Annotated in this window: 14 protein-coding genes; all 14 read right to left on the reverse strand. The window is 36.6% G+C overall.

Translation table 11 applies throughout. The annotated features are described in order from the left end of the window. Positions 1-16 precede the first annotated feature (16 nt). Entirely contained in the window at positions 17-514 is a 498-nt protein-coding gene (locus SPK86_RS07480) for a chemotaxis protein CheD (protein ID WP_284139974.1), read from the reverse strand. Next, positions 507-1,142, reverse strand: coding sequence for a chemotaxis protein CheC (locus SPK86_RS07485; protein WP_284139973.1), 636 nt, complete (start codon positions 1,140-1,142; stop codon positions 507-509). The genes SPK86_RS07480 and SPK86_RS07485 overlap by 8 nt, the downstream gene beginning before the upstream one ends. 4 nt (positions 1,143-1,146) lie before the next feature. Continuing rightward, positions 1,147-1,617: a chemotaxis protein CheW gene (locus SPK86_RS07490; protein WP_284139972.1), complete on the reverse strand. Its 471-nt coding sequence runs from the start codon at positions 1,615-1,617 to the stop codon at positions 1,147-1,149. Between the two features lie 90 nt (positions 1,618-1,707). Beyond that, complete coding sequence (locus SPK86_RS07495; RefSeq protein ID WP_284139971.1) at positions 1,708-3,726, reverse strand: chemotaxis protein CheA; 2,019 nt, start codon at positions 3,724-3,726, stop codon at positions 1,708-1,710. An 11-nt stretch (positions 3,727-3,737) separates the two neighbouring features. Then, positions 3,738-4,787, reverse strand: coding sequence for a protein-glutamate methylesterase/protein-glutamine glutaminase (locus tag SPK86_RS07500; RefSeq protein ID WP_330949016.1), 1,050 nt, complete (start codon positions 4,785-4,787; stop codon positions 3,738-3,740). Positions 4,788-4,793: 6 nt separating this feature from the next. Beyond that, positions 4,794-5,663 carry a MinD/ParA family protein gene (locus SPK86_RS07505; RefSeq protein WP_330949017.1) on the reverse strand — a complete coding sequence of 290 codons (870 nt, stop codon included), beginning with the start codon at positions 5,661-5,663 and terminating at the stop codon, positions 4,794-4,796. Further along, a complete protein-coding gene (gene flhF / locus SPK86_RS07510) occupies positions 5,656-6,789 on the reverse strand; it encodes a flagellar biosynthesis protein FlhF (RefSeq protein WP_330949018.1) in 1,134 nt (377 codons plus the stop codon). Before flhF ends, SPK86_RS07505 begins: the two co-directional genes overlap by 8 nt. Continuing rightward, entirely contained in the window at positions 6,786-8,819 is a 2,034-nt protein-coding gene (gene flhA / locus SPK86_RS07515; protein ID WP_284139967.1) for a flagellar biosynthesis protein FlhA, read from the reverse strand. Before flhA ends, flhF begins: the two co-directional genes overlap by 4 nt. A gap of 19 nt (positions 8,820-8,838) precedes the next feature. Then, complete coding sequence (gene flhB / locus SPK86_RS07520) at positions 8,839-9,918, reverse strand: flagellar biosynthesis protein FlhB (protein ID WP_284139966.1); 1,080 nt, start codon at positions 9,916-9,918, stop codon at positions 8,839-8,841. 1 nt (position 9,919) lies between these two features. Next, positions 9,920-10,699 (reverse strand): flagellar biosynthetic protein FliR, encoded by a 780-nt coding sequence (gene fliR / locus SPK86_RS07525; protein ID WP_284139965.1) that lies wholly within the window; start codon positions 10,697-10,699, stop codon positions 9,920-9,922. Positions 10,700-10,702: 3 nt separating this feature from the next. Further along, positions 10,703-10,972, reverse strand: coding sequence for a flagellar biosynthesis protein FliQ (gene fliQ / locus SPK86_RS07530; RefSeq protein ID WP_284139964.1), 270 nt, complete (start codon positions 10,970-10,972; stop codon positions 10,703-10,705). Between the two features lie 31 nt (positions 10,973-11,003). Beyond that, positions 11,004-11,669, reverse strand: coding sequence for a flagellar type III secretion system pore protein FliP (gene fliP / locus SPK86_RS07535; protein ID WP_284139963.1), 666 nt, complete (start codon positions 11,667-11,669; stop codon positions 11,004-11,006). After that, a complete protein-coding gene (locus tag SPK86_RS07540) occupies positions 11,662-12,336 on the reverse strand; it encodes a flagellar biosynthetic protein FliO (RefSeq protein ID WP_284139962.1) in 675 nt (224 codons plus the stop codon). The genes fliP and SPK86_RS07540 overlap by 8 nt, the downstream gene beginning before the upstream one ends. Before the next feature lie 16 nt (positions 12,337-12,352). Next, on the reverse strand, positions 12,353-12,715 hold the full coding sequence (locus SPK86_RS07545) for a response regulator (protein WP_284139961.1): 363 nt from the start codon (positions 12,713-12,715) through the stop codon (positions 12,353-12,355). Positions 12,716-12,720: the final 5 nt, after the last annotated feature.

Genomic DNA, 12,720 nt, shown 5'->3' on the forward strand with positions numbered 1-12,720 from the left:
TCTCCATGTCCATTAGTTAAATATACGTTTCACCTTTGTTTACTGTCTTAATTTTTAATTTACCTGTTTCTGGTTCAAATTCAATCGTCCGTCCGCAATTGCCACCCACGTCAGAAGCAATGATTGGAATACGAAAAATTTCAAGTTGCCTTTCAACCGCCTCTACATTTCTTGGACCTATCCGCATTGTATCCGAGCTTACAGACAATTGAAACATCTGTGCTCCACCAGCCAACTTCGCCTGAAGGGAAGATTTTCTAGCACCATTTTCTACTAATAGCTCAATTAACTTGGGTATTGCTGTATCTGCGTACTTACTTTCATTTAAATTAGATTGCTTATTCAGGCTTGAGTCAGGTAGCATAACATGTGCCATACCAGCAATTTTCTTTGGTAAATCATAAATCACCGCCCCAACACATGAGCCAAGTCCAGAAGTACGAATCGTGTCTGGTGCTTTTACGATATTAAGATCTGCTATACCTACTTTAATCACGGTTTGCATCTTATTCATAGCCGTTAATCCCTAATGCATGAAATAGCTTTGAAAACGCCTCTGGATCGGGCAGGAAAAAGAACTGCCCCATATTCCCATCCATGTGTTTCTTTTTGTTTATTTTCGTATCAATAATAATCGCATAGTCCGATACTTGTGATAACTCATTTAAGCCAACCGTTAATATCGCTCCCGCCATATCAATACCAAAATATGGAATAGAAGGATGTAAATCCAAATCTGTAAAGTCAGATAGAGCTGATAAATAAGAACCTGTTAAAATGTTGCCAATTTCTTGTAGCGCAGATATCGCTAAATCGTTTGGCACTTGATCGTCATCATAAAGCGTAATTTCATTGCCTGTCACTTCATTAACCAACTCAACTGCTTCTTCCATCGATAAAATAAAGAAAACAGTACCTGGTGCATCCCCATGAATTCGAAACATGATCGCTACAATTAAGTTCTCAGGCCCGCCTAATAAATCCATAACTTCATCAAATGCAACAATGTTTACTGCTGGAACCTGCATGTCAATTTTTTTATTAAGGAGCTTGGATAAGGAAGTTGCTGCATTTCCAGCACCGATATTGCCAATCTCTCGCAGTACATCCTTTTGCATGCTCGTAAGTTGATTGAAGTGCATTCCATTACCCTTCAACATGTTTTAATTCATTCATTTCGTCATTCGATAATACCTTTTGTAAATCTAAGAGAATAAGAAGTCGCTTATCGAGTTTTGCCACTCCCTCGATATAATCGACATCCACAGCTCCTACCACTTCTGGAGGTGGTTCAATAGCATCTTTTGGAATATCGATGACATCATTAGCAGCGTCTACAATGAGTCCGACTTCTAAATCATCAAGATTGAGAATAATAATTCTAGTGGATTCGTTGTATTCTTGTTCTTCGATCCCAAATCGAACTCGAAGATCTATAATTGGTGTTACCACGCCACGCAAATTAATAACTCCTTTTACAAATGGCGCTGTTTGTGGAACTCTTGTAATTGGGAGTAATCGTTCAATCCCACCTACTTTACTTACTTCTACAGCATACTCTTCATCCTTTAATTGAAACACAATTACTTTTTTATCCAGCATTATATCATTTTCCATCTTTCAAGCCTCCCTGTTTGTTTTCAAAGGTTAGGGTTTACATTCCTAGCCTTTTATTAATGCAATGAACAGCTGTTTTCCTTTTTGAATCTATTTAATTAGTGCATTGCTATCAATAATTAATGCTACTTCACCATTTCCAAGAATAGTTGCACCAGATATAGCAAATATATTACTTAAATAATCTCCCATTGATTTTAGGACAACCTCTTGCTGACCAATAAAGGAATCAACAACAAGACCTGCTAATTTATCACCTTTTTTAACAACAACGACAGAAACATATTCATCTGCTTCTTTCTCTTCTTGTGGAACTTGAAAAATACGCTTTAAAAATGCAAGTGGTACAACATTTCCTCTAAAATCGATTATCTTTTTCTTATGTGCAGACATGATTTCGTCTTTTCGAATCACGGCAGTTTCAATAATCGAGGACAATGGAATAGCAAATTTTTCTTTTCCTATTTCAACGAGTAATACAGACATAATTGATAGAGTCAGCGGCAATTGTATTGAAAAAACAGATCCTTTTCCAACTTCTGAATCAATGGTGAGATTTCCACCTAATGATTCAATTTTATTTTTTACAACATCTAACCCTACTCCACGTCCAGAAATATCAGAAATTTCTTCTGCTGTAGAGAATCCACTCTCCATAATTAACTCAAATATTTGTTGGTCGGTTAAAGCTTCTGATTGTTTTTCTGTTATGACACCGCTTTTAATTGCTTTGTTCAATACTTTATCTTTATTAATTCCGGCTCCATCATCAGAAATTTCAATGAAAACATGATTTCCGCTATGAAATGCTTCTAGCTTAATTGTCCCTTGTGCCTGCTTTCCTTTTTGCAAGCGTTCTTCAGGGGTTTCGATCCCATGATCAATTGCATTTCGTAAAAGATGTACGAGCGGATCACCAATTTCATCAATTACTGTACGGTCTAACTCCGTATCAGCCCCGATAATATCTAACTCTATGTTTTTATGCAGCTCTCGAGCTAACTTGCGAATCATTCTTGGAAAACGACTGAAAACCTGGTCAACGGGAACCATGCGCATTGTTAATATAATATTTTGAAGGTTACCAGAAACTCGTGTCATTCGTTCCACGGTTTCTTCTAGTTCTGGATGCTTTACATCCATTGCAATCTGTTCAAGCCTTCCGCGATCAATAACAAGTTCTTCAAATAAATTCATTAACATATCAAGGCGTTCAATATTTACTCGAATTGTTTTAGTTGATGCCCCAGTTTTAGAAGTAGAATTATTATTCGCTTCGGTATCACTTACTGCTTGTGCTACGTCTGTTTCTGTTAGCTGTTCTTCTCTTTCCGTTTTATTAGATTGCACAGAGAAAGGTGTTACTTCTACATGATGAATTTCTGAAACTTTGTTAATCTTATTCTTTATTTCATTTTGAGAAGAGGTGGATACAAATAAGATGTTAAAACTCGTGTCGAAATTCTCTTCTTCTAGTTCAGTTACAGCTGGAGAGGATTTAATTACTTCTCCAAGCTTCTCTAGTATTTCAAAGATCATAAACACGCGTGCGCCCTTTAATAAACAGTCATTCGTTAGTTCCACCATAATTTCGTAATTGTGGAACCCTCTTTCCAATGATTCATTTAAAATGGACAATTCAAATTCATCGAGATGATCGAATGCTTGCGTAGATACAGCTTCTTTAGAGTCAGCAGTTCGAGTACGAGTAGAATCCGAATCGACTGTTTCACCATTTTCTAGTTTTTCTAGCTGAAGTGCTATATTGACAACATCTCTTGCACCATTGCCTCCGTTTGAAATATCCTCCACCATTGCATTCAGATGATCCACTGCTTCGAATAAGATATCCAACATAGATGCTTGAACAGAAAGCTTGTCATACCGAATGCCGTCAAACACATTTTCTAGCTTGTGTGTTAAATTAGCCAGATCCTGATACCCCATTGTTGCTGACATTCCTTTTAAAGTATGGGCTGCTCGGAATATTTCTTCAATAATTGTTTTTTCTGAAGGTTTTTTTTCTAACTCGAGTAACTGCTTGTATAAGACCTCTAAATGCTCCGTGCTTTCATCGATAAATACATCTAAATATTGCGTTGTATCCATTTTATCCCCTCCTATTCCGGTAGTAATTTACAGATTGTTTCTCCAATTTGATGAAGATGAACAATATAATTAACGGAGTTTGTTTTCACTGCGGCCTTTGGCATTCCATAAACAACAGCAGATTCCTCCGATTCTGCAATAATTACGGTATTGGGATCCTTTTCTTTCATTAGCTTTATACTATTTGCGCCATCACTACCCATCCCAGTTAGCACGATAGCGATTTTGTTCAGCTTTGTTAACGTCGAAATGGATTCAAATAAAACATCAACAGATGGGCGGTGGCCGCTTATTAAGGCATCTTGTGAAAGCTCAATAGCATAGGTAGTTCCAACTTGACGAATTCGCATATGATAATCTCCTGGTGCTATATACACCGTTCCATTATGTAAAATCTCACCATGAGTTGCTTCTTTTACGCGAACCTGGGTCAAACTATTTAAGCGATCTGCTAGCGAGCGAGTAAATCCTGCAGGCATATGCTGCACAATGACAACTGGTGCAGCAATATTCTTCGGAAGCTCTGTCAGTACTCGCTGTATAGCTCTCGGTCCTCCAGTGGAGGTTCCAATTGCAACAATTGATTTAGAAAATTGCTTATTCTGCTGTTTAGGTAGGATTCGAGATAAATCGTTTTGTTTTGGTTTTGCTGTTTGCAGCTTTACATTTGCAGCTGCTATTACTTTGGAGATAATCTCTTCCTTAATCTTGGCAATATCAAGTGAAATAGATCCTGATGGTTTCGCAATAAAATCGACTGCCCCTTTTGAAATAGCTTGAACAGTTTTAGCAGCACCATCTTTCGTTAGACTAGATAGCATAACTACTGGTGTTGGCATTTCTTTCATAATACGTGTTAATGTGCTTATTCCATCCATTTCTGGCATTTCCACATCAAGAGTAATTACATCTGGTGCATGCTTTCTAGCTTTCTCTAAGCCGTCAACACCATTTCTTGCAGTTGCTACTACTTGAATGTGGTCAGCACTTTCTAAAATATCAGCGATCATTTTTCTCATAAATGCAGAGTCGTCAATTACTAGCACGCGAATTTTTTTCATTGCTGGCTACCTCTTTACAAATCGTTTTAATTTGCCGATAAAAGTATCAGCTTGTTTTGTACGTCTTGTTGTTGCTTGATTTGTATGATAATTTACTACAAGCAGCTTAAGTGCCCTTGCAACGGCAGATTTTTTATTCAACAATACGTATGGAATTTGACGTGTTACAGCAAGTGATACGTTTTTGTCTTGTGGTAACACACCTAACATATGTACATTTATATCTAGGAAGTGGAAGATAATTCGTTTAAACCTCTCTAAGGCTTTGGTCCCGCTTTTGGGGTTCTCAGCTTGATTCATCACTATATATATCGGCATATTATCTTCATTGTTAATAATATGCTTGATCATGCTGTACGCATCCATAATTGCGGTTGGCTCTGGTGTTGTAACAACAATACACTCATCTGATGCTAGCACAAAATGAATGCTTTCAGCGGTAACACCTGCTCCCATATCAAAAATAATATAGTCGTACTTTTGAACTATTTTTGCATATTGATCGAGAAAGTAATCCATTTTGGTATTGTCTAATGTGAATATAGAGGCTAATCCAGATCCACCAGCTAAAAAATGTAACCCATTTGGACCTTCTTCGATTATCTCGGTAATCGATAATTGTCTTTCGAGCATATCAACAATGGTATAACTCGTTTGTTGTCCAATTAATATTTCAATATTACCCATGCCAATGTCTAAATCCATGAGGAGGACATCATATCCAGCGCGAATTAACTCGATCGAGAAATTTAATGCTGTATTTGACTTACCCACTCCACCTTTTCCACTTACAAATGAGATTGTTTTTCCAATTTTTTCATTGGAAAGTGGAGGGGCCTTTAATTGTTTTCGTAAGCCTTCCGCCTGATCAGCCATCAATAAATTCACCTACTAAAAATTTACTAATTTTATATGGTGTTGGCATGATTATATCGTCCGGAACATCTTGACCATTTGTAATATACGCTATTCCCATGCCTTGAAGTAATGCCAGGGTCGCAATACTGCCATATCGACTTGTTTCATCCATTTTCGTAAATATCATCTCTTTAATTGGTACTCCACTAAATTGGTTTACAACATCTATTAAATCCTGTTGTTTAGCAGTTAACGATAATACAAGATATGTTTCTACATTTTTTTCAAGGTCAATCGTATTTTTTAATTCTTGCACATAGTGGTCATCTCGAAAATTTCTACCTGCTGTATCAACTAGAATTAAATCATAATCCTTGTATTGATTGACAGCTCGTTTATAATCGTCTAATGAATAAGCTACTTCGATCGGAACATCTAATATGCTTGCATACGTTTTTAATTGTTCGATTGCAGCAATTCGATATGTATCTGTTGTAATAAAAGCAACTCGTTTTTTATCCTTTAACACACTATTGGCAGCTAGCTTGGCAATAGTTGTTGTCTTTCCCACCCCTGTAGGTCCAACAAATTGAACAATCTTTTTTTGATAAGAAATTCCTTCAAAAGTTAGTGGAGATAGCTGCTTTTCTATTACTGCTAATGTATCTTTTACAATTTGCTCTGTTGAAGGTGCATCTACTAAACTATCATGTAATTCGATAACTTTATTTATAATAGATGCTGCGAGTTGTGCTTCTAGTTCTTGCTCAACTAGGTGCTCGTACATTGGTTGATATGTCGGCGGAAAAGTAGTTGGTTGTTGTGCCGCTTGTTGTTCCATCATCTTTTTTAAGTACTTAATTTCCATCAACACAGGATCATCTTGTTTTAACTTTTTTTGAGCAAAAGGCTTCTTTTTTAAGTTAGGTTCTTGAAATGCCATCGTTTCAGCTTGCGGCTTTTTTCGTATCGGATTAGGATCCAAAGCAGCAATCACCTCGATTTTTCGCTTTTTAAAAAAACCGAGGAAGCCACCTTTTTGAACTTCTTTAGAATTTAAGATAACTGCATCTGTGCCAAGCTCTTTTCTAATTTGATGCATCGCTTCTGGCATTGTCGGTGCTACGTATTTTTTTATTTTCATGCTACATTCACCACCCCAACACTTTGTACATTTACATTTGGCTCTAATTCATTGTAAGAAAGAACAACGACCTGTGGCATAAAACGATCTAAAATCTGCTTTAAGTACATCCGAACTGCAGGAGAGCATAAAAGAATGGCTGTTTCTTCCTGCAATGCAAGTTTTTCGGCTTCTCCGTGAATGGTCTTGATTATTTCTTGTTGAACGTCTGGCTCCATGGCGAGATAATTCCCGTGCTCTGTCTGTTGCACGCTTTCCGCAATAATCTTTTCTACCTTTCCTGATACAGTTATGACTCGAATAGACATATCTTCTTGTGCATACTGCTTCGTTATTTGTGCAGATAATGCTTGTCTTACATATTCTGAAAGAAGATCGGCATCGTTCGTCATTTTTGAGAAATCTGCCAATGTTTCAAATATCACTGGCAAATTACGAATCGAAACATTTTCCTTTAATAGCTTGCTTAAAACCTTCTGAATATCACCAATTGCTAAAGGCTCTGGTGTAACTTCTTCGACTAATATCGGGTAATTCTCTTTTAGATGATCGATAAGCTGTTTTGTTTCTTGTCTTCCTAATAATGTATATGCCTCTTGCTTTAATATTTCAGTTATATGCGTGGAAACAACAGAAGGTGGATCTACTACCGTATATCCTAAGAGTTCAGCTTCATCTTTACTCTCCTCACTAATCCACTTTGCAGGCAATCCAAAGGCAGGTTCCTTTGTCTCGATTCCTTCAATCGATTCTTCTTCCATATTCGGTGTCATTGCCAAGTAATGGTCAAGCAATAATTCACCAGAGGCAACTTCATTACCTTTGATTTTCAAACGATACTCATTCGGGTTTAATTGGATGTTATCACGAATTCGAACAACAGGAATTACAATTCCAAGCTCTATTGCAAGCTGACGCCGAATCATAATCACTCGATCTAATAGATCCCCTCCTTGTTTCGTATCAACAAGTGGAATTAAGGCATAGCCAAATTCAAATTCAATCGGATCCATGCTTAAAAGGCTAACTACATTTTCTGATGACTTCATTGCGGAGGACTCTGTTTCATCTTCTGCTTCTTCTACTTGAACTTCAGATGCTTCCGGCTTCTTCGTTAAAAAGTAGGCACTGATTCCAAGTGTTGCTGCAATGGAAGTAGTTAAGAAAAAGTTAATCGGAGTCAAACCGAGTAAAAAGATTGCACCCGCAGCGATGAAAAGCAACTTTGGATATTGAAGCAACTGATCTGTTACATCGCTTCCAAGGTTACCAGTCGTACTAATTCTCGTTACAACGATTCCTGTTGCGGTTGAGATAAGCAAGGCTGGTATTTGACTTACTAATCCATCTCCTACAGTGAGTCGCATAAAGGTATTTATTGCCTCTTGGAAAGAAAGGTCCATTTGCACCATTCCAATGATTAATCCGAAAAGAATGTTAATTAATACAATGATGATTCCAGCAATAGCATCCCCTTTTACAAACTTACTGGCCCCATCCATCGAACCATGAAAGTCTGCTTCCTTTTCTACCTTTTCACGTCTTTCTTTTGCTTGCTGCTCAGAAATTAAACCAGCATTAAGGTCAGCGTCAATACTCATTTGCTTTCCTGGCATTGCATCTAATGTAAAACGTGCGGCTACCTCGGATACCCGTTCTGCCCCTTTTGTAATAACGAGAAACTGAATAATCACTAAGATAACGAATACGACAAAACCGACTAACGGATTATTACCAATAACAAAGCTACCAAATGTGTCTACAACGCCTCCTGCTTCTGCTTTTGATAAAATAGATCTCGTCGTAGAAACATTTAAGCCAAGACGGAACAATGTTAAGAGCAATAATAGAGAAGGAAAAATAGAAAATTGAAGTGGCTCTTGCGTATTCATCGAAACAAGAATAACAATTAATGCTAACGATATGTTAAGCAAAATAAGAATACTGAGCATCCATCCTGGCAATGGAATTACCAGCATGACAATTATTAATATAACACCTAGCAGAACGGATAAATCTCGGGCTTTCATAATCTTCTCCCCTTATTGCTTATGCTTTTTTACCTATTCGATATACGTAAGCCAATATTTCTGCTACTGCCTGATAAAATTCTTCAGGAATTAAATCGCCAATTTCAAGTCGACTATATAATGCTCTGGCCAAGGGACGATTTTCTACAGTAGAAATATTATGGGCTTTTGCGACTTCCCTAATTTTTAAAGCTACCAAGTCTGTTCCTTTGGCAATGACATATGGTGCATTCGCTTTATTTTCATCGTACTTTATAGCTACCGCAAAATGTGTCGGGTTAGTTATAATAACATCTGCGTTTGGAACTTCGCTCATCATACGACGCATTGCCATTTGCCTTTGCTTTTCTTTAATTTTAGACTTAATTAATGGATCTCCTTCAATGTTCTTATGTTCATCTTTAATATCCTGTTTTGACATTCGCATATTTTTTTCGAAATCATAGCGTTGATACGCATAATCAAAAACAGCAAGAAACAACAAGACAACAGCAGCTGATATTCCCATCACCATCGCGGTCTTTCCAAAAAAAGCCAAGGATGAATCTGCATTCTTAAAGGATAACATGAGCATTTCATCCTTATACATCCAAATTACCATAAAGGTTATTGCACCAATGAATGTAATCTTTAATAATGATTTTGCTAGCTCTACAAGCGCTCGAACCGAGAAAATTCGTTTAGCCCCTTGAATTGGATCAATTTTTTTTAAGTCTAATTTCAAAGGCTCTGTCGTAAACAAGAAACCAATTTGCATTAAATTCGAAGCTAGTCCTGCTACTATGGCAATTAAAAATACCGGTGCTAACAATTTTGCTGTCTCAATAGTTATTCCATTAAAAAGTTGACTTACTGTTTTTTCGGTAATATCCCAATGAATAAATTCCGTAAAGGACTGGCGATACATCGCCAGCATGCCATTTTTTATATACGCACCAAATATGACTAATATAATAAAGGAAAATAAAAGCAATAGGCCTGTATTAACATCTTGGCTTTTCGCTACCTTTCCTTTCTTTCGTTCATCCTGCCTTTTCTTTGGCGTTGCCTTTTCTGTTTTTTCACCCGCAAAAAATTGTAAATCCAATTTTAATAGCAAGCTACGCACCTCCAAACAACTGCATTAACCTATGCATTGTCTCGTACATCAGACTAAACAAGCCTTTTGCCAAAGAAACATACAGGCTCATAAAAAATAGAATCACGACAAAACTAACTAGTATTTTGAGTGGCAGTCCAACAACGAAAACATTTAACTGTGGAACTGTTCTAGCAATGATTCCCAATGCCACATCCACTAAAAACAAACAACCTACTATAGGAATGGATATTTGAAATGCAATAACAAACATTTTATTAAAAGAAGTAATAACAAAATCTGCAATTGTCCCATCTTGAAATGGAATGAAACGATCTAATGGAATAAATTCAAAACTATAAAATATCCCATCAATTAATAAATGATGTCCATTAACCGATAATAAGAATAAGAGCGCAATAATATAAAAATACTGTCCCATTAATGGGCTTTGCGCCCCAGTTTGGGGATCAATCACATTTGCGATAGCAAATCCCATTTGAAAATCTATAAATCCACCAGCAATTTGAATGGCAGATACAATAATATACGCAATTAGGCCAATTAACACTCCAACCAACATTTCCTTTAGTATCAAGAAAGGATATGTACTATCAAACATAATTGCCGAGCCATCTACCGTATAGTAAAGGATGAATGCTAGAAAAAAACTAATTCCAATTTTAAATGGGACGGGTATCGTACGATAAGAAAACAAAGGCATTACTACAAAAAATGCAGTGACACGAATAAAAACCAATAAAAAAACAGGAATACTTTGCAAGTTTATAAATTCTAGCATATCTTACCCTACAAACTTATTTAAATTTTGATAAATATCAATCGTAAATTCTACCATTTTAGTTAACATCCATGGTCCGAAAAAAATCATCCCGACTAATACTGCAACTATTTTCGGAATAAAGGCAAGCGTCTGTTCTTGGATTTGGGTTGTTGCCTGAAAGACACTTACAAGCAGCCCTACCCCTAAGGCAAGAATTAATAAAGGGCCAGTAACAAGTAAAATGGTATAAATGCCTTTTTCAGCAAGCGTCAAAACAAATTCGCTACTCAATGAAACACACCTTCTTTTTTAGAATCGACCGTTAAAACCCATCGAGAATGGAATGACTAATCAAGTACCAACCATCGACTAATACGAATAATAATATTTTAAACGGTAACGAAATCATTACCGGCGGTAACATCATCATCCCCATAGACATTAGAACACTAGCAACTGCCATATCTATAATTAGGAAGGGAACAAAAATCATAAATCCCATTTGAAAGGCTGTTTTCAATTCACTAATTGCAAAAGCAGGGACTAGTGTGGTCAAAGGAATATCTTGGACACTTTCTGGCTTTTCCAATTCGGCATAATTCATAAATAATGCAAGGTCTTTTTGTCGCGTATGCTTTGCCATAAATTCCTTCATCGGCGAGCTCGCTCGGTCATATGCTTCATCTAATGTTATTTCTTCATCAAATAATGGTTGTAACGCATTATCATAAACATCACTAAAGGTAGGTGCCATAATAAAGAATGTTAGAAACATTGCTAAGCCAATTAACACCTGATTAGGTGGCATTTGTTGCGTTGCTAACGATGTTCTTACAAAGGATAAAACAATGATAATTCGAGTGAAACTCGTCATCAATATTAGAATACTTGGTGCTAAAGATAATACCGTTAACAAAAGTAATAGCTTAACCGATGTAGAGACGGATGAAGGATCTGAACTAGAAAACATATCTATAAATTCATTCATGGGAATCTTCCTTCTGCTTTGATTGGCTAATTAATTCTTTTCTATTCTGGCTTAGGTGTTGTAATTCTTTCGCAAATAAATTTTTAAAATCTTTTTGCTCGTTCTTAAAACGTCCTTCGCCTTGTTTGCTACCCGAGTTTTTAAGTAATGAAGAAAGAAACTTGCCAGGCTTTACAGACATGAGTTCCTCGCTTGCTACGTCTAGCTCTTGTTTCATTTCTTCATCATTGATCTCTTGAAGCATATGTATATCATCGCCTACACCGATTAAGAAATACTTTTTACCTACTCGGATAATCTGAATAGATTTATTTTGACCTACCGCTATTCCACCAAGGTTTTCAAGTGTTTTTACATGATTAAATCGTTTATTCCGATGATTCAAAAACCGTAACAGTGCATAGATAAGTGCTAAAATGAAAAATAATGCGATGATCGTTTTTAGAATACTAATCCATATAGATTCGTTTTTCTCCACTTTTTCTACACTTTCTTCATCTGCTTTAACCGATGGGCTTTCGTTTGTATCCGCTTCATCTACTTCGCTATTCTCATTTGTTTCTAGCCAATCAGATACATTCGTTTCCTTCGCCATCATTTCCGTTGGAAAATAAATATTCCAAATGAGCAAAATGATCCCTATACTAATGGAAATCTTATTTTTCATCGATCTCACTCGTTTCCTAGTTTAACGCTTTTTGAATCGCTTCAATGACACGGTCTGCTTGGAATGGTTTTACAATAAAATCCTTGGCACCAGCTTGAATCGCATCAATAACCATTGCTTGCTGTCCCATTGCAGAGCACATAATAATTTTAGCGTCCGGATGTGACTCTTTAATTGTCTTTAATGCTGTAATACCATCCATTTCTGGCATTGTAATATCAAGAGTTACTAAATCAGGCTTTAACTCATTATATTTTTCAACTGCTTGCGCACCATCCTGCGCTTCTCCTACAACTTCAAAGCCATTTTTAACTAAAATATCCTTGATCATCATTCGCATAAATGCTGCATCATCTACAATTAAAATACGATTTGCCATATGTA

Origin of the sequence: Virgibacillus sp. MG-45 (assembly GCF_036409425.1) — a bacterium.
Taxonomy (GTDB): Bacteria; Bacillota; Bacilli; order Bacillales; family Amphibacillaceae; genus LDC-1.